Annotated in this window: 19 protein-coding genes and 2 pseudogenes; 12 read left to right on the top strand and 9 right to left on the bottom strand. The window is 67.8% G+C overall.

The window, feature by feature from the left end:
* Positions 1 to 113 precede the first annotated feature (113 nt).
* Positions 114 to 767, top strand: a complete 654-nt coding sequence (locus tag BFF94_RS11030) for a TetR/AcrR family transcriptional regulator (RefSeq protein ID WP_128842513.1) — start codon at positions 114 to 116, stop codon at positions 765 to 767.
* A gap of 15 nt (positions 768 to 782) precedes the next feature.
* Here BFF94_RS11030 and BFF94_RS11025 read toward each other — a convergent pair.
* Together BFF94_RS11025 and soxR are read right to left on the bottom strand one after the other, a co-directional pair.
* Positions 783 to 974 (bottom strand): annotated as a pseudogene (locus BFF94_RS11025) (LysR family transcriptional regulator); the annotation flags it as partial.
* A gap of 16 nt (positions 975 to 990) precedes the next feature.
* Entirely contained in the window at positions 991 to 1,470 is a 480-nt protein-coding gene (soxR, locus tag BFF94_RS11020; protein WP_128842512.1) for a redox-sensitive transcriptional activator SoxR, read from the bottom strand.
* A gap of 79 nt (positions 1,471 to 1,549) precedes the next feature.
* On the opposite strand from soxR, the gene BFF94_RS11015 reads away from it, so the two are divergent.
* Genes BFF94_RS11015 through BFF94_RS11005 form a run of 3 tightly spaced genes read left to right on the top strand, consistent with a single transcriptional unit; the run spans position 1,550 to position 7,477 of the window.
* Positions 1,550 to 2,770, top strand: coding sequence for an efflux RND transporter periplasmic adaptor subunit (locus tag BFF94_RS11015; RefSeq protein WP_219139319.1), 1,221 nt, complete (start codon positions 1,550 to 1,552; stop codon positions 2,768 to 2,770).
* 13 nt (positions 2,771 to 2,783) lie between these two features.
* Positions 2,784 to 5,957: an efflux RND transporter permease subunit gene (locus BFF94_RS11010; protein WP_128842511.1), complete on the top strand. Its 3,174-nt coding sequence runs from the start codon at positions 2,784 to 2,786 to the stop codon at positions 5,955 to 5,957.
* Positions 5,954 to 7,477, top strand: a complete 1,524-nt coding sequence (locus BFF94_RS11005; RefSeq protein ID WP_219139318.1) for an efflux transporter outer membrane subunit — start codon at positions 5,954 to 5,956, stop codon at positions 7,475 to 7,477. Before BFF94_RS11010 ends, BFF94_RS11005 begins: the two co-directional genes overlap by 4 nt.
* A 56-nt stretch (positions 7,478 to 7,533) precedes the next feature.
* Here the strand turns inward: BFF94_RS11005 and aceE are convergent, their stop codons facing one another.
* Positions 7,534 to 10,215 carry a pyruvate dehydrogenase (acetyl-transferring), homodimeric type gene (gene aceE / locus BFF94_RS11000; protein ID WP_128847215.1) on the bottom strand — a complete coding sequence of 894 codons (2,682 nt, stop codon included), beginning with the start codon at positions 10,213 to 10,215 and terminating at the stop codon, positions 7,534 to 7,536.
* Positions 10,216 to 10,388: 173 nt separating this feature from the next.
* Here aceE and BFF94_RS10995 point away from each other — a divergent pair, with 173 nt between their 5' ends.
* A complete protein-coding gene (locus BFF94_RS10995) occupies positions 10,389 to 10,844 on the top strand; it encodes a MarR family winged helix-turn-helix transcriptional regulator (protein WP_128847213.1) in 456 nt (151 codons plus the stop codon).
* 18 nt (positions 10,845 to 10,862) lie between these two features.
* Here BFF94_RS10995 and BFF94_RS10990 read toward each other — a convergent pair whose 3' ends face one another.
* Entirely contained in the window at positions 10,863 to 11,903 is a 1,041-nt protein-coding gene (locus BFF94_RS10990; RefSeq protein WP_246637274.1) for a transketolase-like TK C-terminal-containing protein, read from the bottom strand.
* 185 nt (positions 11,904 to 12,088) lie between these two features.
* Here BFF94_RS10990 and BFF94_RS10985 point away from each other — a divergent pair, with 185 nt between their 5' ends.
* On the top strand, positions 12,089 to 12,736 hold the full coding sequence (locus tag BFF94_RS10985) for a glutathione S-transferase family protein (protein ID WP_128843243.1): 648 nt from the start codon (positions 12,089 to 12,091) through the stop codon (positions 12,734 to 12,736).
* 161 nt (positions 12,737 to 12,897) lie between these two features.
* On the opposite strand, the gene BFF94_RS10980 is transcribed toward BFF94_RS10985, so the two are convergent.
* Both BFF94_RS10980 and BFF94_RS10970 read right to left on the bottom strand, forming a co-directional pair.
* Positions 12,898 to 13,653, bottom strand: coding sequence for a glucose 1-dehydrogenase (locus tag BFF94_RS10980; protein ID WP_128843242.1), 756 nt, complete (start codon positions 13,651 to 13,653; stop codon positions 12,898 to 12,900).
* Positions 13,654 to 14,010: 357 nt separating this feature from the next.
* Entirely contained in the window at positions 14,011 to 14,928 is a 918-nt protein-coding gene (locus BFF94_RS10970; RefSeq protein ID WP_128843241.1) for a LysR family transcriptional regulator, read from the bottom strand.
* Between the two features lie 318 nt (positions 14,929 to 15,246).
* Here BFF94_RS10970 and BFF94_RS10965 point away from each other — a divergent pair, with 318 nt between their 5' ends.
* From BFF94_RS10965 to BFF94_RS10955, 3 genes are all read left to right on the top strand, one after another.
* Positions 15,247 to 16,563, top strand: coding sequence for an MFS transporter (locus BFF94_RS10965; protein ID WP_128843240.1), 1,317 nt, complete (start codon positions 15,247 to 15,249; stop codon positions 16,561 to 16,563).
* Between the two features lie 146 nt (positions 16,564 to 16,709).
* Complete coding sequence (locus BFF94_RS10960) at positions 16,710 to 17,960, top strand: MFS transporter (protein ID WP_128843239.1); 1,251 nt, start codon at positions 16,710 to 16,712, stop codon at positions 17,958 to 17,960.
* Positions 17,961 to 18,135: 175 nt separating this feature from the next.
* On the top strand, positions 18,136 to 18,747 hold the full coding sequence (locus tag BFF94_RS10955; protein ID WP_128843238.1) for a cysteine hydrolase family protein: 612 nt from the start codon (positions 18,136 to 18,138) through the stop codon (positions 18,745 to 18,747).
* A 19-nt stretch (positions 18,748 to 18,766) separates the two neighbouring features.
* On the opposite strand, the gene BFF94_RS10950 is transcribed toward BFF94_RS10955, so the two are convergent.
* Both BFF94_RS10950 and BFF94_RS10945 read right to left on the bottom strand, forming a co-directional pair.
* Positions 18,767 to 20,392, bottom strand: a complete 1,626-nt coding sequence (locus BFF94_RS10950; RefSeq protein ID WP_128843237.1) for an amidohydrolase — start codon at positions 20,390 to 20,392, stop codon at positions 18,767 to 18,769.
* Between the two features lie 545 nt (positions 20,393 to 20,937).
* Positions 20,938 to 21,414, bottom strand: coding sequence for a nuclear transport factor 2 family protein (locus BFF94_RS10945; protein WP_128843236.1), 477 nt, complete (start codon positions 21,412 to 21,414; stop codon positions 20,938 to 20,940).
* Positions 21,415 to 21,741: 327 nt separating this feature from the next.
* Between BFF94_RS10945 and BFF94_RS10940 the strand changes: the two genes are divergently transcribed.
* Positions 21,742 to 22,128: a winged helix-turn-helix transcriptional regulator gene (locus tag BFF94_RS10940; RefSeq protein ID WP_128843235.1), complete on the top strand. Its 387-nt coding sequence runs from the start codon at positions 21,742 to 21,744 to the stop codon at positions 22,126 to 22,128.
* Positions 22,129 to 22,627: 499 nt separating this feature from the next.
* Here the strand turns inward: BFF94_RS10940 and BFF94_RS10935 are convergent, their stop codons facing one another.
* Positions 22,628 to 22,999, bottom strand: a complete 372-nt coding sequence (locus tag BFF94_RS10935) for a YXWGXW repeat-containing protein (protein ID WP_219139316.1) — start codon at positions 22,997 to 22,999, stop codon at positions 22,628 to 22,630.
* Between the two features lie 589 nt (positions 23,000 to 23,588).
* Here BFF94_RS10935 and BFF94_RS10930 point away from each other — a divergent pair.
* A complete protein-coding gene (locus BFF94_RS10930) occupies positions 23,589 to 24,710 on the top strand; it encodes a porin (protein ID WP_128849204.1) in 1,122 nt (373 codons plus the stop codon).
* A gap of 122 nt (positions 24,711 to 24,832) precedes the next feature.
* Positions 24,833 to 25,009 (top strand): annotated as a pseudogene (locus tag BFF94_RS10925) (IS3 family transposase); the annotation flags it as partial.
* Positions 25,010 to 25,079 lie beyond the last annotated feature (70 nt).

The raw sequence follows: 25,079 nt of genomic DNA, 5'->3' as shown, positions 1-25,079 counted from the left end.
GGCTTCGCGTGTCAACGGAGTCGGGCAGGCAGCCCGGTTCCGGCGAAGTGAAAACCGGGGGCCAGAACGCGGGCATTCGAACCCATTCGAACCATTCAAGGGAGCAGGAAAACGTGGCTGAAGTCACTGAGCGCGCACCGTCGAGGCGGCGTACGCGCGGGCGGCCGCTGGCGGATGCGTCCGTCGGCCCGGACGTGATATTGCGGGCCGCGCGCCGCACGTTCGCGAAGCGTGGCTACGACGCGACGAGCGTGCGCGAAGTCGCGCGCGAGCTGGGGGTCGACGCTGCGCTGATCGCGCACCATTTCGGTACGAAGGAAACGTTGTGGCTCGCGGTGGTCGAGCAGATCGTCGAGCTGGCCGAGCCGATGTTCGACGCGATGCGTGCGTTGCGCACGTCGTCACTGCCGCATCGCGACCGCGTGCGGCGTGCGCTCGAGCTGTGCGTCGAGCACGAGTTCGACGAGCCCGACATGGGCATGTTCTTCTCGACGGCGGCGACCGAAGAGGGCGGGCGGCTCGACCGGCTGCAGGAGCGGCTCGTGGGCCCGTACCATGAGGTGATGTTCCCGTTGCTGGCGGAGGCGGCGCAGGCCGGCGCGATCCGCCCGGTCGACCCGAACGTGCTGTTCTTCATGATCGCGAGCGCGATCGGCACGACGGTCTCGTACAGCCACATGATGCTGAAGTACACGTCGTTGCCCACGCGGCAGCACGAGTTCAAGCAGGCGGTGCTCGGCATCGCGCTCAACCTCCTCGGCGACTGAGCGCCGCGCGCGCGGTCACGTTGCCAGCGTCAGGCCCAGTTCGCTCGCCGCGTTGCGCGCGGTGTCGCGCAGCGCGGCGGCGAGCGGCGAGGGCGTCCGATATGCAATCTCTAGTTCGTATGCGAGCGGGCTACCCGCCTCCTTCAGTTCGCAGAACGTAATGCCTTGCGGCTGCATCGGCACGAACAGGCGCGGCATCAGCGCGACGCGCCCGGCCCGCCCGTCATTCGAGGTCCGTGGGCGGCTTGTCACCGAGCCAGCGCCGCGCGCCGGGCCCGTTGCGGCCCGCGCGGTCCTCCGGGTTGGTCAGCTTGCAGCGTTTCAGCGACAGGCAGCCGCAGCCGATGCATTCGTCGAGGTTGATGTAGAGCCGCTGCAGCTCCTCGATCCGGCTCGCGACGCGCTGCTTCCAGCCGCGCGACAGCCGCTGCCAGTCCTTGTTGCTCGGCGCGGTGTCCTCGGGGAGGCTGACGAGCTGCTCGGCGATCTCGTCGAGCGTATAGCCGATCTTCTGCGCGAACACGATGAACGCGATCAGCCGCAGCACCGCGCGCGAATAGTGGCGATGGCTCGAGCCGTTGCGGTGCGACTTGATGAGCCCGCGCGTCTCGTAGAAGCGCAGCGTCGATGCCGGCACGCCGCTGCGCGCGGCCACTTCGCGGATCGACATCAGCGGCCATTGCGGGACTTCCTGGATACCCATGACGCCCTCCGGGAAAGCTTGACTTAAAGTTAACTTCAACTTTTATGCTACGCGGCAGTTTAACCCGTCGCGAGGCATCATGCTCTCCTTATCCTTACGCAGGACGTCGCCTTTGGGCGCTGCTTGCGCACTGCTGCTGGCGTTGTCTGGCTGTCACGACGGCAAAGGCGCATCGTCGGCTCATCCCCTTCCCGAAGTCGGCGTCGCAACCGTCGCGCCGCGTACGGTCCGCCTCGCGGACGAATTCAACGGACGCGTCGAAGCGGTCGACGCGGTCGAATTGCGGCCGCGCGTGAGCGGCTACCTGCAACGCGTCGCGTACAAGGAGGGCGACCTCGTCGCGCAGGGCACGCTGCTGTTCGAGATCGACCCGCGCCCGTACCGGATCGCGCTCGACCGCGCGAACGCACAGCAGCAGCGGGCCCGCGCGGCCGCGAGCCTCGCGAACGTACAGCTCAAGCGGGTGCAGACGCTGATCGATGCGCATGCGACGTCGCAGGAAGAGCTCGATAACGCGCGCGCCACCGCCGAGCAGGCGCGTGCGGACCTGCAGGCGGCCGACGCGGCCGTCGCCGACGCGAAGCTCAATCTCGGCTTCACCGGAGTGCGCGCGCCGATCGCGGGCCGCGTCGGCCGTGCGGTTGCCACCGTCGGCAACCTCGCGCGCGCGGACGACACGCTGCTGACCACCGTCGTGTCGCAGGATCCGGTCTACGTGTATTTCGACTGCGACGAGCAGAGCTACCTGCGCTACAACGCGCGGCGCGCCGATCCGAAGCATCGCGCGATCGGCGCCGATCCGGTGCGCGTGGGCCTCGCGAACGAGACGGGCTTCCCGCATGCGGGCACCGTCGACTTCCTCGACAACCGGCTCGACCCGCAAACCGGCACGATCCGCGCGCGTGTGCGGCTGCCGAATGCAGACCATACGTTTACGCCCGGCCTGTATGCGCGCGTGCAGCTCGTCAGCGGCCGCGACCAGGACGCGCTGCTCGTCGACGACAAGGCCGTGCTGACCGACCAGGACCGCAAGTACGTATACGTGATCGGCCCCGGCGACAAGGCGCTGCGCCGCGACGTGACGATCGGCCGCGAGCTCGAAGGCGAGCGGATCGTCGAGAAGGGGCTGAACGCGGGCGACCGCGTGGTCGTCGCCGGCGTGCAGCGGATCTACTATCCGGGCGCGCAGGTGAAGCCGAAAGCGCTGCCCGCGCGCGCCGATGCCGGTATCGGCACCGGCACCGGTATGGGCGGCGGCACGCAGGCCGTGGCCGACGCCGGCGCGCCGGCCGCGCAATGACGGGAGACAAGTGATGGATTTCTCCCGATTCTTCATCGACCGGCCGATCTTCGCGGTCGTGCTGTCGATCGTCATCTTCGCGATCGGCCTGATCTCGATTCCGATGCTGCCGGCCGGCGAATATCCGGAAGTCGTGCCGCCGAGCGTCGTCGTGCGTGCGACGTACCCGGGCGCGAACCCGAAGGAAATCGCCGAATCGGTCGCCGAACCGCTCGAAGAGGCGATCAACGGCGTCGAAGGCATCATGTACATGAAGTCGGTCGCCGGCTCGGACGGCAGCCTGCAGGTCGTCGTCACGTTCCTGCAGGGCGTCGATCCCGACACGGCCGCCGTGCGCGTGCAGAACCGCGTGAGCCAGGCGCTGTCGCGCCTGCCCGACGAGGTGCGCCAGTACGGCGTGACCACGCAGAAGCAGTCGCCGACGCCGCTGATGTACGTCAGCCTCTATTCGCCGGACAACAGCCGCGATTCGCTGTACCTGCGCAACTACCTGACGCTGCATGTGAAGGACGAGCTGTCGCGCCTCACCGGCATCGGCGACGTCGGCGTGTACGGTTCCGGCGACTACGCGATGCGGCTGTGGCTCGACCCGAACCGGCTCGCGTCGCGCGGGCTGACCGCGAGCGACGTGATCGCGGCCGTGCGCGAGCAGAACGTGCAGGTGTCGGCCGGCCAGCTCGGCGCGGAGCCGTCGCCGAAGGCGAACGACTTCCTCGTGTCGATCAACGTGCGCGGCCGGCTGCGCACCGTGCAGGAATTCAGCGACATCGTGCTGCGCAACGGCGACGACGGCCAGGTCGTGAAGCTGTCCGACGTCGCGCGCATCGAGCTCGGCGCGGGCGACTACACGCTGCGTTCGTATTTCAACGACAAGCATTCGGCCGTGGTCGGTATTTTCCTGTCGCCGGGCGCGAACGCGCTCGACGTCGCGAAGGCCGTGTATGCGAAGCTCGACGAATTGTCGAAGCGCTTTCCGCCCGGCGTCGCGTACCGACCCGTGTGGGATCCGACGGTGTTCGTGCGGGAATCGATCCGCGCGGTGCAGCACACGCTGATCGAGGCCGTCGTGCTGGTCGTGCTCGTCGTGATCCTGTTCCTGCAGACCTGGCGCGCGTCGATCATTCCGCTCGTCGCGGTGCCCGTGTCGGTGGTCGGCACGTTCGCGTTTCTCCATCTGCTCGGCTATTCGATCAACACGCTGACGCTGTTCGGGCTCGTGCTCGCGATCGGGATCGTCGTCGACGATGCGATCGTCGTCGTCGAGAACGTCGAGCGCAACATCGCGCAGGGCCTGAGCCCGCGCGATGCCGCGCACCAGGCGATGCGCGAGGTGTCGGGGCCGATCGTCGCGATCGCGCTGGTGCTGTGCGCGGTGTTCGTGCCGATGGCGTTCATGTCGGGCGTCACGGGCCAGTTCTACCGGCAGTTCGCGGTGACGATCGCGATCTCGACGGTGATCTCCGCGATCAACTCGCTGACGCTGTCGCCCGCGCTCGCCGCGAAGCTGCTGCGTCCGCACGGCGCGCCGAAGGATGGGCTCACGCGCGTGCTCGACCGCGCGTTCGGCTGGCTGTTCCGGCCGTTCAACCGCTTCTTCGAGCGCAGTTCCGATCGCTATCACGGCGTCGTCGCGCGCACGCTGAAGCGGCGCGGCGTGGTGTTCGCGGTCTATGCGGCGCTGCTCGCGGCGACCGCGCTGCTGTTCAACGCGGTGCCGGGCGGCTTCATCCCCGTGCAGGACAAGCTGTACCTGTTCGCGGGCGCGAAGCTGCCGGAAGGCGCGTCGCTCGCGCGCACCAGCGCGGTGACCGAGCAGATGACGAAGATCGCGCTCGGCACCGACGGCGTCGAGATGGTGCCGGCGTTTGCCGGGCTCAATGCGCTGCAGGGCGTGAATACGCCGAACATCACGAACTCGTACGTGATCCTGAAGCCGTTCGACCAGCGCCATCGCAGTGCCGCGCAGATCAACGCGGACCTGAACGCGCGTTTCGCGGCCATCGGCGGCGGCATTACTTACGCGCTGATGCCGCCGCCGATCCAGGGCCTCGGCAACGGCTCCGGCTACTCGCTGTACCTGGAGGATCGCGGCGGGCTCGGCTACGGCGAGCTGCAGAACGCGCTCACCGCGTTCCAGGCCGCGGTCGCGAAGACGCCGGGGATGAGCTACCCGGTCAGCTCGTACCAGGCGAACATCCCGCAACTCGAGGTGAAGGTCGACCGGCTGAAGGCGAAGGCGCAGGGCGTCGCGCTGACCGACCTGTTCAGTACGCTGCAGGTCTATCTCGGTTCCATGTACGTGAACGACTTCAACGTGTTCGGCCGCGTGTACCGCGTGATGGCGCAGGCCGATGCCGGTCACCGGCAGACGGCTGCCGACATCGCGAACCTGCGCACGCGCAATGCGAAGGGCGAGATGGTGCCGATCGGCTCGATGGTGACGGTGGGGCCCGCGTACGGGCCCGACCCGGTCGTTCGCTACAACGGCTATCCGGCTGCCGACCTGATCGGCGATGCCGATCCGAAGGCGATGTCGTCGTCGCAGGCGATCGCGAAGCTGCAGCAGATCGCGAAGGAGGTGCTGCCTCCGGGCATCACGCTCGAATGGACCGACCTCAGCTACCAGCAGGTCACGCAGAGCAACGCGGCGATCGTCGTGTTCCCGCTCGCGGTGATGCTCGTGTTCCTCGTGCTCGCATCGCTGTACGAGAGCTGGACGCTGCCGCTCGCGGTGATCCTGATCGTGCCCGTGTGCATGTGCGCGGCGCTGTTCGGCGTATGGCTGTCGGGCGGCGACAACAACGTGTTCGTGCAGGTCGGTCTCGTCGTGCTGATGGGGCTCGCGTGCAAGAACGCGATCCTGATCGTCGAGTTCGCGCGCGAGCTCGAAATCCAGGGCAAGGGCGTGATCGAAGCGGCGCTCGAAGCGTGCAAGCTGCGGCTGCGCCCGATCGTGATGACGTCGGTCGCGTTCATTGCGGGTTCGGTGCCGCTGCTGATCGGCAGCGGCGCGGGCAGCGAAGTGCGCGCGGCTACCGGCGTCACCGTGTTCGCGGGGATGCTGGGCGTCACGCTGTTCGGGCTGTTCCTCACGCCCGTGTTCTATGTGGCGATCCGCAAGCTCGCGGGCGGCACGCCGGCCGTGTGGAGCGAACAGCACGGCACCCTCGAAGGAGAAAACCGATGAGCGCCGCTTTTCGTCTTTCCGCGCTCGCGATGTCGGTGACGCTTGCCGCGTGCGCGGTCGGCCCCGATTTCAAGCGGCCCGACACGGCCACGGCCGCGCGGTTCGCGCGCGACGCGCGTCCGGCGACGCAGCACGATGCGTCGCCGTCCGATACGCCGCCGGATACGCCGCCCGACGCGTCAGCCGATGCCGATGCAACGTTCTGGCGCGGCTTCGGCGATCCGGCGCTCACACAGTTGATCGATGCGGCGCTCGTGGCGAACCAGGACCTGCAGGTCGCCGTGTCGCGCTACGACGCGTCGAATGCGCTGCTGTCGCAGGCCACCTTCGACCGCTATCCGACGATTACCGCGAGCGGCCAGATCGGCCATCAGTTGATGAGCAAGGACCAGGCATTCGGCGCGCCGCGCAGCCAGCGCGATACGCCGATGTCCAGCATCGGGATCAATGCGGCGTGGGAGCTCGACCTGTTCGGCCGCGTGCGCCGCTCGATCGAGTCGCAGCGCGCGGAAACCGCCGCGAGTGCGGCGGACGTGCGCGCGGTGCGCGTCGCGATCGCCGGCGAGGTCGCGAGCACGTATGTCGATCTGCGCGGCTCGCAGGAGCGGCTGCGGATCGCGCGCGAGAACGCCGACAACCAGAAGCAGACGCTCGCGCTGATCAATGCGCGCGTCGGCGCGGGGCGCGGTTCCGAGCTCGATGCGGCGCGGGCGCGTGCGCAGTACGAATCGACGACGTCGCGGATCGCCGTGTACGAAGCCGCGATCGGCGTCGACGAGCATCGGCTCGCGGTGCTGACCGGGCAGACGCCGGACGCGCTGGTCGGCCGGTTCGATCTCCCGAAGGCAGCCGCGCCGGCGGGCACGCCCGTGCCGCTGCCGGCACTGGCCGCGGACATCGATCCCGGCACGCCGGGCGACCTGCTGCGCCGGCGGCCTGACGTCGCGGCCGCCGAGGCGCGGCTGCACGCGGCGACTGCGCGTATCGGCGTCGCGACGGCCGACCTGTTCCCGCGCTTTACGCTGTCGGGGCTGCTCGGCAGCGCGACGAGCAGCTACGGGTTCTTCCGCGCGGGCAGCGACACGAACCTGATCGCGCTCGGCATCGACTGGTCGTTCCTCGATGTCGGCCGCGTGCGCGCGCGGATCGCCGCAAGCGACGCGGAAGCGGCCGGCCAGCTCGCGCAGTATCGGCAGACCGTGCTCGGGGCGCTGGAGGAAACCGAGAACGCGCTGCTGCGCGTCTCGCGCACGCGTGACGAGACGGACCATCTCGTGCGGGCCGCGACCGATAGCGCGCGCGCCGCGCAGCTCGCGCAGACGCGCTTCTCGGCCGGCGCGATCGACTATTACGAAGTGCTCGACGCGCAACGGACGCTGCTGCAGGCGCAGGACGCGGCGGCCGACGGCCGGATGCGCAGCGCGGCGTCGACGGTTGCGCTGTACAAGGCGCTCGCGGGCGGCTGGCCGTCGGGAACGGGGCAGGGCGCGCAAGGCCCGCTCGCGCAGTCCGAACAGTAGCGCGAGCGGGGCCGCGCGGCAGGCCGGAACGACCATGCCTGCCGCGCGTCGCGTGATTACACGGTGGTCGGATCGACCTTGTCGATGTCGATGCCGAAGCGCCGGATGGCCTCGCCGACACGCGCACGCGGCATCGCGCCGTCGTCGGCGAGCGCCTTCAGCGCTGCAATGACGATGAAGTGCCGGTCGACTTCGAAGAACGTGCGCAGCGCCTCGCGTGTATCCGAGCGGCCGAAGCCGTCGGTGCCGAGCGACACGAAGCGCCGGCCGTCGACGAACGCGCGGATCTGGTCGCCGACGATCTTCATGTAGTCGGTCGCGACGATCACCGGCCCCGTACGGCCGCCGAGGCATTGCTGCACGTACGGCACGTGCGGCTCCTGCTCCGGATGCAGCAGGTTCCAGCGTTCCGCGGCGAGCCCGTCGCGGCGCAGTTCGGTCAGGCTCGTTGCGCTCCACACGTCGCTCGACACGCCGAAGTCCTGCGCGAGCAGGTCGCTCGCGGCGATCACTTCGCGCAGGATCGCGCCGCTGCCCATCAACTGCACATGCGGCGCATCGGTGCGCGCCGCGCCGTCGCGCAGCAGGTAGAGACCCTTGAGGATGCCGGCTTCCGCGCCATCGGGCAGCGCCGGATGCGGGTAGTTCTCGTTGAGCAGCGTGATGTAGTAGTAGACGTCCTCCTGTTCAGCGAACATCCGCCGCAGGCCGTCGCGCACGATCACCGCGAGTTCGTACGCATAGGTCGGGTCGTACGAGACGCAGTTCGGAATCACCGACGACAGCACATGGCTGTGCCCGTCGTCGTGCTGCAGCCCTTCGCCCATCAGTGTCGTGCGGCCCGACGTCGCGCCGAGCAGGAAGCCGCGCGTACGCGCGTCGCCGGCCGCCCACGCGAGATCGCCGACGCGCTGCAGCCCGAACATCGAATAGAAGATGTAGAACGGGATCACCGGCAGGCCGTGGTTGCTGTATGCGGTGCCGGCCGCGATCCACGACGCGATCGCGCCCGATTCGTTGATCCCTTCCTGCAGGATCTGCCCGTCCTTCGCTTCCTTGTAGTAGCTGAGCTGGCCCGCGTCCTGCGGCGTATAGAGCTGGCCGAGATGAGAGTGGATGCCGATCTGGCGGAACAGGCCTTCCATCCCGAACGTGCGCGACTCGTCCGGCACGATCGGCACGACGAGCTTGCCGAGGTCCGGATCCTTCAGCAGCGTGCCGAGGATCCGCACGAACGCCATCGTCGTCGACAGCCCGCGCTCGCCGCTGTCCTTGAGCTGGCCGTCGAACGCGGCGAGCGGCGGCACCGGCAGCGGCGCCACATGGCTGAAGCGGGCGGGCACATGGCCTCCGAGCGCGGCGCGGCGCTCCGCGAAATAGCGGGCCTCGGCGCTGCCCGGTTCGGGTTTCAGGTAAGGCAGTTCATCGAGTTGCGCATCGCTGACCGGCAGCGCGAAGCGGTCGCGGAACGCGCGTACGGCGTCCGCGCTCATCTTCTTCAACTGGTGGTTCACGTTCTGGCCTTCGCCGGCTTCGCCCATCCCGAAGCCCTTGACCGTCTTCGCGAGCACGACGGTCGGCCGGCCATCCGTGCGCATCGCCTGAGCGTACGCCGCATGCACCTTTTCCGGATCGTGGCCGCCGCGCGCCAGTTTCCAGATGTCGTCGTCGGACAGATCGGCGACGAGGTCGAGCAGCGCCGGATACTTGCCGAAGAAATGCTCGCGCACATACGCGCCGCTTTGCGACTTGAAGGTCTGGTAGTCGCCGTCGACGCATTCCATCATGCGCTGGCGCAGCAAGCCCGTCGTGTCGCGTTCGAGCAGGCGATCCCAGCCGCCGCCCCAGATCACCTTGACGACGTTCCAGCCCGCCGCGCGGAACGTGCCTTCGAGTTCCTGGATGACCTTGCCGTTGCCGCGCACGGGGCCGTCGAGGCGCTGCAGGTTGCAGTTGACGACGAAGATCAGGTTGTCGAGCCGTTCGCGCCCGGCGAGCGAGATCGCCGCGAGCGATTCGGGCTGGTCCATTTCGCCGTCGCCGAGAAACGCCCAGACCTTGCGGCCCTGATGTGCCTTCAGCCCGCGGTATTCGAGGTAGCGCATGAAGCGCGCCTGATACGCGGCCGTGAGCGGCCCGAGCCCCATCGACACGGTGGGGAATTGCCAGAAATCCGGCATCAGGCGCGGATGCGGATACGACGACAGCCCGTCGCGTCCCGCTTCGCGGCCGGTCTCGCGGCGGAAGTTGTCGAGCTGCGCATCCGTGATGCGGCCTTCCAGGTACGCGCGGCCATAGATGCCGGGCGCTGAATGCCCCTGGATGTAGACCATGTCGCCGTCGAATGCATCGGTGCGGCCGCGGAAGAAGTGATCGAAGCCGACGTCGTACAGTACCGCGGCCGACTGGTAGGTTGCGATGTGCCCGCCGACGTTCGAATGCCGGCCGGCGCGCAGCACCATCACCATCGCGTTCCAGCGGATCATCGCGTTCAGGCGCCGTTCGAGCGCGAGATCGCCCGGATAGGCCGGTTGCCGCTCGCGCGGCACGGTGTTCACGTAAGCAGTCGTCACGCGGCCGTGCAGGTTGCCGTGACGCGCCGCGTCGAGGTCGGCAAGCTGGTCGAGCAGGTAGTGCGCGCGCGGGCGCCCTTCGAGCGTGATCACGGAATCAAGCGCATCGAGCCATTCGCGGGTTTCCTGCGGGTCGATGTCGGGTAGCGCGAGAGGTGCGGTCATGCAATGTCTCCAGAAGCATAAGGCTGCGCGGGGCGACGGTCGTGGCGCCGCGTCGCGCGACGGAACGCCCGCCGATCGGCGGGCATATAGTTGCAATTGCAATCGTTAGGGGGCAATTGTTATCGAGGTAAAATTTAATTGCAACTGCAATTCAACGAGAGGAACGACCTGACATGAGCGCACCCGAACCCGATCTGTGGTTCTCGTTCGTCCGAGCGCACCGGACGATGATTCGCGAGATCGAGCGCCGCCTCGCGGCTGCCGGCCTGCCGGCCTATGCGTGGTACGACGCGTTGTGGGGGCTCGAGAGCGGGCCCGACGGCACGCGCCGCATGCATGAACTCGCCGACGTGCTCGCGATCGAGCGCTACAACCTCACACGGCTCGTCGATCGGCTCGAGCAGGAGGGGCTCGTGACGCGCGCCCGTTCGGCGGACGATGGCCGCGCCGCGTATGCGAGCATCACCGACAAGGGGCGGGTGCTGCGCAAGAAAATGTGGAAGGTGTACCAGTCGACAGTCGCGGAACTCTTTCTCGACAAGTTCACCGGCAAGGAGCAAGCGGCGATGGCCGCCGCGCTCGACCGTACGACCGCCGCGGCGCGAGACGCGGCGGCCGACGCGAAGTAGCGGCGGCCGGCCCGCGCGTCAGTCGCTCGCATAGCGGCGCATCGCCTGCGCGGCCCATTCGGCCGGCACGCGGCCATCGTCGGCCAGCAGGCGAAGCGCGACCGCAGCGATCCAGTGCGCATTCGGCGCGCGGGTGCCGGCACCCGGGCCGGCAGAGTCCGCGCCGAGCGCCGCGAAGCGGGCCGGTACGAACGCGCCGATCTGCGCGGCAACGTGCCGCGCATAGCCCGTCACCGCGAGCACCGGCGTGCGGCTGTCGCCGATGCATCGGCGCACATGCGCGATCTGCGGTTCGGCGTGCGGGTGCAGCAGGTTCCACCGGTCGGCTGCATGACCGTCGCGGGCGAGCTGCGTGTAGCTCGGGCAGCTCCAGATCGTCGAATCGACGCGCCATTCGTCGTGCAGCAGATCGGCCGCCTCCATCACCTGCGCGAGCGTGCTGCCCGCGCCGCACAGCCGGATCTGTGCGGCCGCGCCGGCTGCCGCGCGCCGGCCGGCCCGCACCATGCCGCTGAACGCATCGCGGGCCGCCGCGGCCGATAGCGGCTTCGCATCGGGCATAGGGTCGTCGTGGCTCGCGAGGTAGCAGAATCCCGGTTGGCCGGCGACATAAAGCGTGCGCAGCGCGTGGCGCAGGATCGCGATCGCCTCATGCCCCGAAGCCGGATCGTACGGCGTGCACGCAGGGTTCGCGGCGAGCCAGTGTGGGACGTCGGGCGTCACGCCTTTCGGCCAGGACGACGCGACCGTTTCGGCATCGTTCACGAAGATCCCGCGATCGACGGTTTCGATCGACGCCAGCCGCAGCCGGTCGGTCGCGCGCGCATGCAGCAGGTATAGCAGTGGTTTCTCGAACCGCTTGCGCGCATCGAGAAACCGCAGCGGCCATGCGCTGATGCGGCGATGCGCTCCCGCGTCTGCAAACGGCTCCCGCGCATCGGCACGCACGATCCAGACGCGTTCCGATGTCGCCGCATCGCGTTCGAGGCAATCGGCGGCCGCGCGCATCGCGCCGAGCGGCGACACCGCGCGGCCACGCGGCGCGAGCCGCTGCGTCATCAGCCTTTCGAGGCAGGCCGCCGCGGCGCGGCGGGTGTCGGGCGTCCGCACGGGCGGACCGGATCGCGCAGTCTGCATGTCCCTCCTTCGAGTACTGGCATGTCGCCGGGATCATCGGTTCCGGCATAGAATTGCAATTGCAACGATTGTAGTTGCAACGACAACCCGATGACAAGGACCGACACATGACCCCGACGCACTCCCTCACGTTCTATACGGCCGACACGCCGAACGGGCACAAGATCGCGATCTACCTGGAAGAGGCCGGGCTCGCGCACGACCTCGTGCACGTGAACCTGTCCGCCGGCGAGCAGCGCACCCCGGCGTATCTCGCGATCAACCCGAACGGCAAGATCCCGGCCATCGTCGACCACGATACGGGGCTGGCCGTGTTCGAATCCGGCGCGATCCTTGGCTATCTCGCCGCGAAGACGGGCTTTCTGCATCCCGAAACGCTCGCCGAGCGCACGGCGGTCCAGCAATGGCTGCACTTCCAGATCGGCGGGATCGGGCCGATGCTCGGGCAGCTCTGGTGGTTCCTGCATGCATCGAAGACGGTCAATGCGGAAGCGATCGACCGCTACCGCAACGAAGCGCGGCGCCTCTATGGGGTCGTGAACGGCCGCTTGTCGGAATCGGCGTATCTCGCGTCGTCGCGGTACTCGATCGCCGATATCGCCGCGTTTCCGTGGCTGCGCGCGGCGACCGAACTCGATATCGACCTCGCAGGCTACCCGCATGTCGAGCGCTGGCTCGCCGGCATCGACGCGCGGCCGGCCGTTCAGCGTGGCCTGATCGCATGCCGCGCGCCGGCGGCGGAGAATGCGCACTGACATCGCATCGCCCGTGCCGCACGGGCGGCGCGGAAACCGGCCGGTCACCCGCCGGGAAACATTGTTCTCCTTCGTCATAAACGTCTCGAACGCGTGACACTTCGCCCGGCTGCAAACGAAAACGCCCGCCGCAGGCGGGCGCGTGTCGACTGCGGTGCGGATCAGTGGAACGTGCTGCCCGCGAGCATCCCGCCGTCGACGATGAATTCCGACCCCGTGCAATACGCGGATTCGTCGGACGCGAGGAACAGCACGAGACTGGCGACTTCGTCGGGCTTGCCGATGCGCGCGATCGGCAGGCCGCTGTAGATGGACGACGGGTCGAAGTCCGCGAACTCGGGCGGGCGCGCCATCACCGTATCGATGCCGCCCGGATGCACCGAGTTCACGCGTATGCCGTAGCGGCCGAATTCGAGCGCGGCGGCCTTCGTCATCCCGCGCACCGCGAACTTGCTCGACACGTACGCGCTGCCGCCCGCGACGCCTTCCATCCCGGCCGTCGACGACACGTTGACGATCGAGCCGCCGCCCGCATCCTTCAGTGCGGCAAGCGCCGACTTCATGCCGAGCCAGCAGCCGACCTGGTTCACGTCGATCACCTTGCGGTAGTCGTCGAGCGAACACGATTCGATCGGCACGAGCTTCAGGATCGCCGCGTTGTTCACGAGGATGTCCAGCCGTCCGAAATGCGCGAGCGTGGCATGGACGGCGGTCTGCCAGTCGGCTTCGTTCGTCACGTCGAGATGCTGGAATCGCGCGGCGTCGCCGAGTTCGGCCGCGACGCGCCGGCCGGCGTCGTCCAGCACGTCGGCGATCACCACGCGTGCGCCTTCGGCGACGAACCGGCGCGCTTCCGCTTCGCCCTGGCCGCGGGCACCGCCCGTGATCAGCGCCACCTTGCCTTCGAGTCGTTTCATCGGTTGCTCCTGTGAATGAGAGGGGACGCGTGCGGGTCCGCTTACGCGGAGGCGGCCGCCGCGTCGATGCTGCGGTCGAGGCCGGCGACCACGTAGCCGATCTGGTCGATCGGTCCGAGGGCAGGGTCGTTCATGGTGTCTCCGTGGCGCGGCCTGCGAGTGCGTGCCGCACGATGAATGACGGCCATGATCGCAACAAAGCGCGCGCTTCGTGCCATCCAAACGGATGAGTACGCGCGGTTCGTATCGCGTGGCGCAGGCCGGCGCGGCGTGCGCGCGCGGCGCCGTGACGATGCGGGTGCGCGAGCCGGAAAGAGCAGGAAAGGAGACGGGAAGCGCGGCCGGTCGATCCGCGCGTTACCGCGCGTGCGGCCCCTTGACCGTCAGCCGGCATACGGTCGCGAGCGCGAGCAGGTTCGGGTCGCGCTCGCGCCGGTGCAGGAAGCTCAGGCCGATCGTCTGGCGGATCGTGGGCCCGGCGAGCGGCACGAGCGCGATCTTGTGCGCGAACAGGTCGCGCACGCGGCCGGGCAGCAGCGAGCAGCCGACGCCGCCCGACACGAGGTTGATCAGCGAGAAGATGTCGCCCACCCGCATCACGACATTCGGCGTGACGCCGGCCGCGCGGAACGCTTCCGTGAAGCCGTGGTGCGTCGCGAAGCCTTCGCCGAGCGACACGAACGGCTCGTCGCGGCACGTGTGGAGATCGATCGCGTCGCAGCGCGCATACGGCGAATCGATCGGGGCGGCGAAGAACATCTCGTCCTCGAACAGCGCGATCGATTCGATCTCGGCGTCCGGATCGGGCAGCGCCATCAGCGTCGCGTCGATCGCGCCCTGCCTGAGCTTGTCGAGCAGGTCGGCGTTCGAGCCGAGCACGAGCTCGGCCTGCAGTTCGGTGCGGCGCTCCTTCAGCGCGATCACGACCTCGGGAACGATGCGGATCGTCAACGAGTAGAGCGAGCCGATCTTCAACTGGCCGGCGCCGTAGCCGGCCGCCTCGCGTGTCGAACGGATCCCGTCCGTCATCGTCTTGAGCACTTCGCCAGCGACTTCGGCGAGCACCTGCGCGGCGTCGGTCGGAATCAGGTTCCGCCCCTCGTGGCGGAACAGCGCGCAGTGCATCCCTTCCTCGAGCGTGTGCAGCGCGCGGTGCACGCTGACCGTGCTGACGCCCAGCGCCTCGGCCGCTTTCGCGAGGCTGCCGGCTTCCATGAAGGCGAGCAGCACCTCGAGCTTGCGGAACGTGATCTCTTCGTTGATGCGGTTGCGCATGGTGCGGACGACGGGGAGGGCGGCCGACGATTCTGCCGCAGAACCCGGGCCGCAACAATGCGCGAATTTCCGGGGCTTTCGCGCGGTGGCGCCCGGCGGGGAAACATTTAATCTCCGGCTAATCATCTGCCGCGGGCATTGATTGATGCGGGTTTTCGGCGTCCCTACCATCGCTTCACGCCGGTCGTGCGCGCGGGCCGAAAGGTTCCGCGGTGCCGGTTCCGCATCGGCCGGCGATGCGAACGGCCGATTCGCCGATGCCCGCCACGGAAAGCGGCGCGCATGCGGCGCGGCACCCTGACACTGCAGGAGACAAGCATGCGCGACTCACGCGGGAACTCGCGGCATCGGCAGGTGATTGCCGCTGTCGTCGGCAATACCCTCGAGTGGTACGACTTCATCGTTTACGGTTTCTTCTCCGGCATCATCGCGCGGCTGTTCTTTCCCGCCGAGAGCCAGTATGCGTCGCTGCTGATGTCGCTCGCGACCTTCGGCGTCGGTTTCTTCATGCGCCCGGTGGGCGGCGTCCTGCTCGGGCTCTATGCGGACCGCAGGGGCCGCAAGGCCGCGATGCAGCTCATCATCTTCCTGATGACGCTGTCGATCGCGCTGATCACGTTCGCGCCGTCATACGCGACGATCGGCGCGGCGGCACCGGTCCTGATCGTCGTCGCGCGGCTGCTGCAGGGCTTCGCGACGGGCGGCGAATACGCGAGCGCCACCGCGTTCCTCGTCGAAAGCGCGCCGGCGAACCGGCGCGGGCTGTACGGATCGTGGCAACTGATCGGCCAGTGTCTCGCGGTGTTCTCGGGCGCCGCGATGGGCGCGTGGGCCACCCAGTCGCTGTCGGACGAGGCGCTGCACAGCTGGGGCTGGCGCGTGCCGTTCGCGCTCGGGCTGCTGATCGGGCCGGTCGGCCTGTGGATCCGCCGGCACATGGAGGAGACCGAGGCGTTCCTCGACGCGAGCAAGTCGACGGTCGAGCCGCCGGCGAGCGTGTCGCGCGTGCTGCGCGACAACCTGCGCGGCGTGCTGGTGTCGATGGGGCAGACGATCACCGGCACGGCCGTGTTCTACGTGATGCTCGTGAACATGCCGACGTTCGTGCACAAGACCTTCGGGCTGCCGCTCGACCAGGTATTCAAGGTGCAGATGGCGGCGGTCGCGCTGCTGACGGTGACGATTCCGGTCGCCGCGATCGTGTCCGACCGCATCGGCCGGCGGCCCGTGCTGATCGCCGGCACGCTGGCGCTGCTGACGCTCACCTATCCGCTGTTCTCGTGGCTGGCCGCGGCGCCGGGCATCGGGCGCCTGCTCGTGATGCAGCTCGTGATCTGCACGATCATCGGCGTCTGCTACGGTCCCGCACCGACCACGCTCGCCGAGCAGTTCGCGACACGCTCGCGGTCGACCGGTATCGCGCTCGCGTACAACGTCGCGGTGATGGTGTTCGGCGGCTTTGCGCCGTTCATCGTCACGTGGCTGACGCATGCGAGCGGGTCGCCCGTCGCGCCCGCATGGTACGTGCTGTTCGCCGCGTCGTTCGGGCTGGTCGCGAGCGTGTTCATGCGCGACGGCGCGCCGTGCGTCGTTGCGCGCCGGCAGTTCCGGGGCGAGCCGCTGAGCGTCAAGTAGCGGGCGGCCGCGCTGGCGGGCCATCGGCGCGGGCGATATGGAGGGTATCGGGCGAACCGATGGTTAGCATCGCGGGCGGCGGCCTACCGCGGCCGCCGCCCGATCATTACGCTAGGGCGATCATCCACTCCGTCCGGAAGGTCGCCATGTCCCGGCTCGATTACAAGTTGCTCGGCCCCTGCCTGCTCGCCATCGCGATCGACGCGATGGGGTTCGGGCTTGTTTATCCGATGATGTCCGCTATCTTCAGCGATCCGCACGCGGGCATCCTGCCGGCCGACGCCGGCGCGCACGCGCGCAATTTCTACCTCGGTCTCGGCTACGGGATCTATCCGCTGTGCATGTTCTTCGGCTCGTCGCTGATGGGCGACCTGTCCGATCGCTACGGCCGCCGCAGGATCCTGCTGCTGTGCGTGCTCGGTCTCGCGGCCGGCTACGCGATGATGGCGGCCGGCGCGTGGCATGCGAGCGTCGCGCTGCTGCTGGCCGGCCGCGGGCTCACCGGGCTGATGGCCGGCTGCCAGGGCATCGCGCAGGCGGCGATCACCGACCTCAGCACGCCGGAGAACAAGGCGTACAACATGAGCATCATGTCGCTCGCATTCAGCGCGGGCGTGATCGTCGGCCCCGTGCTCGGCGGCGTCACGTCCGACCGGACGATCTCGCCGCTGTTCGACTACGGCACGCCGTTCGTGCTGGTCGCCGCGCTGTCTCTGGCCTGCGCATGCTGGACCTGGGCGTCGTATCGCGACTCGGCCGCGCCGCGCGGCGACACGCGCATCGATCCGCTGCTGCCGCTGCGGATCATCGGGGAGGCCGCGCGGCAGCGCAACGTCGCGTTCCTGTCGGTGGTGTTCTTCCTGATGCAGGTCGGCTACGGGCTCTACCTGCAGACCATCATGCTGTTGCTGCAGGCGAAATTCGGCTACACGAGCGCGCGGCTGGGGCTGTTCAGCGGCGTGATCGGGCTCTGCTTCGTGTTCGGCCTGCTGTTCGTCGTGCGGCTGATGCTGCGCGTATGGCGCGTGGTCGACATCGCGAAGACGGGCCTGCTCGTCGCGGGCGTCGGCCAGATCCTGTCCGCACTGTTTCCGCACGAGCCGGTGCTGTGGGCGCTCGCGATGGTCGTCGGCTGCTTCGACATGGTCGCGTACACGACGATGTATACGGCGTTCTCCGACGCCGTCAGCGAGGACCGGCAGGGCTGGGCGCTCGGCGTCGCGGGCTCGGTGATGGCCGTCGCGTGGGTCGTGACCGGCGCGCTCACGAACCTGCTGCCCGTGTTCGGCGAGACCGGCCTGCTGCTGATCGGCGGCGCGGGGTTCCTGCTCAGCTTCGTGATGATGGTCGCATACGGACGCACGCAACCGGGTGCGCGAACGGCCGCGCTGTCGTAGGCGGTGGCGTACGTTGGCCCAATCCTGTCGGACGTTGTCCCGCGCGCCGCTGTCGCGTAAAGCCGCGCGGCCCGACACTGGCGCCTCGCGGTCGGGAAGGTCCCTGGCCGCGTCCGGCGGCGCCGGCAGGCCCGGCGCGCCGTTCCGTTCGATGTGCCAACCGAGAGAGCGACCCATGCAACATCCGACCATCCGTACACTGGCCGGCGCGACCGCGCCGACGTCGATCGCCGCCGCCCGCACCGCGCTGCTGGTGATCGATTTCCAGAACGAATACTTCAGCGGCCGCCTGCCGATTCCGGACGGGCCACGCGCGCTGGGCAATGCGCAGCGCGTGATCGCGTTCGCCGACCGCGCGGGCATTCCGGTGTTTCACGTCCAGCACGTCGATACGGCCGACAGCCCGATCTTCGCGGACGGCAGCAATGGTTTCCGCTTTCACGCGGACCTGCAGCCGGCGCCGCATCACGCGGTCGTGAAGAAGACGTCGGTGAGCGTGTTCCCGACGACGGACATCGATGCGCGCCTGAAGGCGGCCGGCATCGACACGCTGATCGTCACGGGCCTGATGACGCATGCGTGCGTCGCCGGCGCGGCACGCGATGCGGTGCCGCTCGGCTATTCGGTGATCGTCGTCGACGACGCATGCGCGACGCGCGACCTCGACGTCGCGGACGGCGGCACGGTGCCGCACCGCGACCTCCATCGCGCGACGCTGGCCGCGCTGTCGGATACGTTCGGCGACGTGCTGACGACCGGGCAGGTGCTGGCGCTCGGCGTCGCCTGACAGCCGCCCGGTTCGCACGTCAGTCGGCCCACCCCGGCGCGGCGTACACGACTTCGCCGCGGAAGCACGTCTCGATCACGCGGCTTTGCGCGAACGTCTCGACCGGATGCGCGAACGGATTGCGGTCGAGGATCGCGAAGCTCGCGTCCTTGCCCGCTTCGAGCGAGCCGGTGCAGTCGTCGAAACGCAGCGCATAGGCGGTGTTTACCGTATAGGCCTCGAGCATCGTGAGCAGGTCGAGGCGTTCGTGCGGATTCCACGGCGGGCTGTCGGGCTGGTCGATCAGCAGGTGCGTGACGCCCGTCTGGATGATCTGCATCGGGTCCATCGTGCTGACCGACCAGTCGGAGCCGGCCGCGAGCATCGCGCCCGCGTTGCGCAGGCTGCGGAACGGATAGTTGCGCGCGGTGCGCTCGGCGCCGAGCAGGTCGCGATAGAGCTGTTGCTGCTCCTCGCGTGCGGCCGTCCACAGCGTCTGCACGCTCGCGATCGCGCCGAGCCGGTTGAAGCGGCTCATGTCGGCCGGATCGACGAGTTGCAGGTGCGCGAGCTGCGCGCGCCGGTCGCGCATCCCGTTGCGGCGCTGCACATGTTCGAGCGCGTCGAGCGTCATGCGTACCGCGCGGTCGGCGAGCGTATGGAAGTGCAGGTCGAAGCCGGCCGTATCGGCAAGCAGGCAGATTTCGTTCAGCGCGTCCTGGCTCCACAGCGCGAGGCCGCAGTCGTCGGTGCCGGCGTACGGCTCGAGCAGCGCGGCGGTTTTCGATTCCGGTACGCCGTCGACGAAGATCTTCACCGTATGCAGGCGCAAGTTGTCGCGCGCGTACTCGCGGCGCCATGCGACGAAGCGTTCGACCTGCTCGCGCGGGTCGCGGCGCGGGTTCGCGTAGAGGCCCGCGCTCATGTACACCTTGAGTGTGCCGGCGCGCTGCGCGGCGGCGTAAGCCTTGAGTTCGGCTTCCTCGACGCGCGCGTCGAACCAGCCCGTGATGCCGAACCCGTGCGCCATTGCGTGCGCTTTCGCGAGCGACTTCGGGTAGCCGGCCGGGCTCAGTTGCGGAATGATCGGGCACACGCGATAGAACGCCGCTTCATGCACGACGCCGTTCGGCGCGCCCGACGCATCGCGCTCGTACACACCGCCGGCCGGATCGGGGGTATCGGCCCGGATGCCGGCCGCTTCGAGCCCCTTCGTGTTGAGGCAGCCGCTGTGCACGTCGAGGCCGACCACGAGCAGCGGCCGGTCGGGCACGATCCGGTCGAGCAGCTCGCGGGTCGGATACGCGCCGAATGCGGCAAGGTTGGCGCCGCCGAGATAGACCCACGGTTCGTTCGGCGTCGCATCGGCGCACGCGCGGATATGCTGCAGGATCGCGTCGGGATCGTTGATGCCGGACAGGTCGAAGTCGCCGAGGATCTGGTGGCCTTCGAGCGGGTGCACGTGGCCGTCGATGAGGCCCGGCAGCATCAGCCTGCCGGCCAGGTCGACCATGCGCGTTGCGGGGCCGGCCAGCGGGCGGATGTCGTCGTCGCGGCCGACCGCGACGATCTTGCCGTCCTTCGTGGCGAGTGCCTGCGCGAAGCGGCGCTGCGCGTCGCCCGTGTAAAGCAGGCCGTTCAGATAGACGGTGTCGGCGTGTTGCATGTGTCGCCTCCGGACAGGGGCTGGTCGACGGGCGCACGCATCCGGCGGGCCGGCCGTCTGGCTCGTCCGGTCGCGCGAACCCGGTCGGGTTGGAATGGGATGTGGAGCGGTCAGGTGCCGGCGTTGCCGGGCAGAGGCGTCGATGTGCGGTGGCGAAGGCTGGCCTCCGCCACGGGAGCGTCATGCCGATTGCGCCGCTGTGTCCGTCTCGGCGAATCGATCGGCGACGCGCTTGCGGCCGTGCGGGCCGGGGTCCATCCGGTATTCGGCATTCCGTGTCTCCGTGGCATCCGACGCGTTCCTGCCGCCGGGTGAGTCAGATACTAGGAGCGGGGCGGCCGGCTGTCTGTCATTGTTTTGAGGACAACGCGCGACAAAGGCGGCGGCGGCCGGCGGTGCGGTCATGCGAGACGGAGGCCGGCGCGGCGGCGAAGTTCGATTGTAGGGGACTCCCCGGCGCAGGGCATCCGCGCCTGCCCGGCGGGCGGCCGATCGTCCGTCGACGGGCGGCGCGCATCGTTGCGCACCGCATGCAGGCTCGCGCGTCAGAACATCGTGTTCCGGTTCGCGGATGCTTCGGGCACCGGCTGGATCACGTCCCAGTGCTCGACGATCTTGCCGCCCTTCACGCGGAAGATGTCGACGACCGCTTCGCCGCGATCGCCCGGACGCTCGGTCGCATGCACGTGCAGGTACACGAGGTCGCCGTCGGTCGCGCTGCGGACGATGCGCGCGCGCGATGCCGGGTTCTTCTGGAAGGCGCCGACGAAGTAAGACACGAACGGCTTCTTGCCGTCCGGTACGTGCGGGTTGTGCTGCTTGTAGTCGTCCGCTACGACGGCGGCAGCCTCGACCGCTTCGTGCTTGTTGAAGAAGCGGTCGTAGAACGTCAGCACGAGCTGGCGGTTGGCTTCCTCGGCGGCCAGGTCGCGCGTGATGGGGCCGGCGGCCAGCGCGGCCGTCGACGCGGCCAGCAGGACGAGCGCGGCAACGGCGCGAACGGGGGAGCGGAACGATGGCATGGTGCGTTTTCCTGGTTTGACGATTCGTTGGTTGCCGCGCGATGCGCGATTGCGGGTTGCGCCGATCGCGCCGATCGGCGGGCGATGGGGCGTGGCTGCGGACGCGCATGCCGCATCGGCACGAAGGATTCGCCGCGAAGCCCGTGTCGTCACGGCTGCCGATATTGAAACCGTGCGACATCGTCATGATTCGTTGAACTGGCGAATCCGCGCGGCTGTCGGGCCGGTCGAATGGTACAGTTGCCGCGAACCCGTCACAAGAAGTCAGCGCGGTGTGAACAGGTCACACCGCGCTGACCGTGTGTTGCCCGTGAAAGAGATCCCGTCATGCCGTTCCCGCCCGCCGACGAAACCGTCGAACTCGATCAGCCGTGCCCGATCCGCGATGTGCTCGACCGCATCGGCGACCAGTGGAGCCTGCTTGTGCTCGAAGCGCTGTCCGGCGGGACGTTGCGCTTCAACGAACTCGGTCGCGCGATCGGCGATGTATCGAACCAGATGCTGTCGCGTACGCTGAAGCGGCTCGAGCAGGACGGTCTTATCAGTCGCACGCTGTTCGCCGAAGTGCCGCCGCGTGTCGAATATGCGCTGACCGACCTCGGGCGTTCGTTCCTGACGCCGATGCAGGCGATGATCCGGTGGGCCGACGAGCATCATCGCGCGATCTGCGCCGCGCGCCGCCGTATGCGGGAGCTGGAGGGCGGCGGCCGCTGAGCGGAACGCACGCACCGTCGCGTCGATTGGCAGTGTGCTGCAGATGGCGCGCGATGCAATGAGTCAGGGCCGGGTGCGCTCGCATCATCATCGTTTGATTTCGTTATCCGAAGGATATTGACGGGATGGAGGGCATCGGCGATGCGTTGACGTGTTCGTCGCGAAGGCGGCAACGCGCTGGCGAAGCGAAACCCGGAGCACAGCGCAGGCATCGGGGCGGCTGAGTATGCAGTCTTCTGTTGCGTGGCGCATGACAGGAGCGCGGCAGGATCCGGTCGAGGCAAGACTGCGCGCCGGCGATCGGCGGGCATGTTGGTTGTCGAGGTTGCCGCATTGGATGCATTGGCGTCGCTTTTGGCGGTCGGCATCGTTCCGGGGTGGGGCAGGATCCGCGAGCGCGCCTGCCGGGCATCATGATTTCGTGGCCGGACGGACGGCGCGGGTTCGCACGCGCCTGCCGGCCACGGATCTTCCACCGGCCGGAGCCGGGGGGGGCTGCCTATCGCCACGCCCCGTCGACGTAGACCCACACCGGCCCCTGGCGACGCCAGTAGCCGGGCACCCACCGCCGCCCGGGGCGCCGCGCGACCCAGCGGCCGGACACCCATATATAGCGGCCGCGCTGCCAGCGCCAGTAGCCGTCCGTCCATATATAGCCGTGCGGCCGCGGCGGCGGCGGCCGGCGGTCGTGCCGGGCCGCCGGCGGCGCGAAGCCCGGGCGGTCGGCGTAGGGTGGGCCGCCGGGCGCGCGGTTCGGGCCGGACGGCCGGTACACGGGTGGTGCGGGCTGGGCCGAGGCGGCGCGCAACCAGCCGGTGCCGACGAAGGCGGCGGTCAATCCGATGGCGCGCAACAACGAGCGTCGATTCATGGCGTGTCCTGTTCTGTTCCGTATTCGAGGCCGCCTTACATTAGCCTGCCGGTACGCCGGCCGGGTTACGCGAGCGGTTAAGGCTGTTACCGCGTGTCACGGCAGCGGAAGCCGGCTTTTCCTGTCTGCCGGCTGACGGCGACATTGCCGACGGCGCGGACGTCGCCCCTGTTTCCTGACCGGCGGGTGAGTTTCGGTGTGCGGAGCCTGATATTCGGGACTAAAATGGGTAAAAATTGCCGATTACAGGGGCCGAACCGAACCGGTTTGTTGTTTCCATGCAACCGTCAAGACGCTGACATGAAAGAATGGTGCGATGAAAGCGTCCAAAAAGCCATCGTCAAGAAGTCAAAAACAAACGTTAAAACAAATACTTATGAGATGGCCCCACTTTCATTATTTCTAGTTCTGGAAAAGCTTATTTCTTTATTTGCGGATCGCGCCCCTAGGGTACACCCCTAAACTCACGGTTCCCAAACGGGCAACTATCCGGGCGCCGCCAGCAGGACCGATGGCGCTCCCGGGCGGTTGAAGACCGTTTATGAACAAGGTCGCGAGACCTGCCTCTTTTTAGAAGGGAGCTCCACGAATGAACAAGACTCTGATCGTTGCAGCAGCTGCAGCATCGTTTGCTACCGTCGCTCACGCGCAAAGCAGCGTCACGCTGTACGGCGTGCTGGACGCAGGCATCACCTACACGAGCAACGTCCAGCCGGCACTGGGCCAAGCTGGCAAGTCGCGTTGGGCGATGGGTTCGGGCATTGACCAGAGCCGTTTCGGCCTGCGTGGCTCGGAAGACCTGGGTGGCGGCCTGAAGGCAATCTTCACGTTGGAAAGCGGCTTCGGCATCGGTAACGGCAAGCTGGGTAACAACGGCGGCATGTTCAACCGTCAAGCATTCGTCGGCCTGTCGAGCCAGTACGGCACGGTCACGCTGGGTAAGCAGTACGACGCAACGCAAGACTACCTGGCGCCGCTGACGGCAACGGGCTCGTGGGGCGGCACGTACTTCGCGCACCCGCTGAACCTTGACCGTCTGAGCACGACTGGCGACGTCGCTGCGAACAACACGATCAAGTTCACGAGCGCGAACTACGCTGGCCTGCAATTCGGCGGCACGTACTCGTTCTCGAACAACACGAACTTCGGCAACAACCGTGCGTACAGCGCGGGTGCTGCATACCAGTTCCAAGGTCTGAAGCTGGCTGCTGCATACTCGCAAGCGAACCTGGGTGACGGTACGAACGCAAACGGCGCAACGTCGTCGGCGATCGGTGGCATCGCTAGCCAAGGCCGCGTCCGCACGTACGGTGCTGCTGCTGGTTATGCATTCGGTCCGGCACAAGTCGGCGCTGCATGGACGCAAGCGCGTCTCGACAACAATGCAGTCGGTAGTGTTGGCACGCTGCGCACTGACAACTACGAAGTCAATGCAAAGTACAACCTGACGCCGGCTCTCGGCCTGGGCGCTGCTTACACGTACACGAACGCGAAGATCAACAACGGCAGCACGCACTGGAACCAGTTCGGCCTGCAAGCTGACTACGCACTGTCGAAGCGCACGGACGTCTACGCACAAGCTGTGTACCAGCGTGCAGCGAAGAACGGCATTGGCGCATCGATCTACAACGGCGACAGCTTCAACAACAACCTGCCGAGCTCGTCGATCAACCAAACCGCAGCAACGGTTGGTCTGCGTCACCGCTTCTAAGCGTGACGGCGGGGTAACCCGCTTCGCAGCATCGAAAAAGGCGCCTTCGGGCGCCTTTTTTTTCGTGTTTGACCCGTCCTGAAATAGGTTGACACTTTTTCGCCGAAACGAAGAGGTGCCAAGTGGAGCAAGGGATCAAGCGGACCCAGCGGGACTACAGTCTGGCTTTTAAGCTGTCGGTGGTGACGCAGGTCGAAAAAGGCGAGCTGACGTACATAGAGGCGCAGCGACGCTACGGAATCCAGGGGTGCTCGACCGTACTGGTATGGTTACGTAAGCACGGCTTGCAGGATTGGGCCGATCCATCCGGGCGTGCGTGATCGGGTTCCACCATGCCAAAGCAAGACTCAAAGCCGCTCACACCGGAGC

This window comes from Burkholderia catarinensis, assembly GCF_001883705.2.
GTDB classification, from domain to species: domain Bacteria; phylum Pseudomonadota; class Gammaproteobacteria; order Burkholderiales; family Burkholderiaceae; genus Burkholderia; species Burkholderia catarinensis.
The sequence above is the reverse complement of the archived record's forward strand: the minus strand, read 5'-3'. Positions and strand labels throughout refer to the sequence as shown.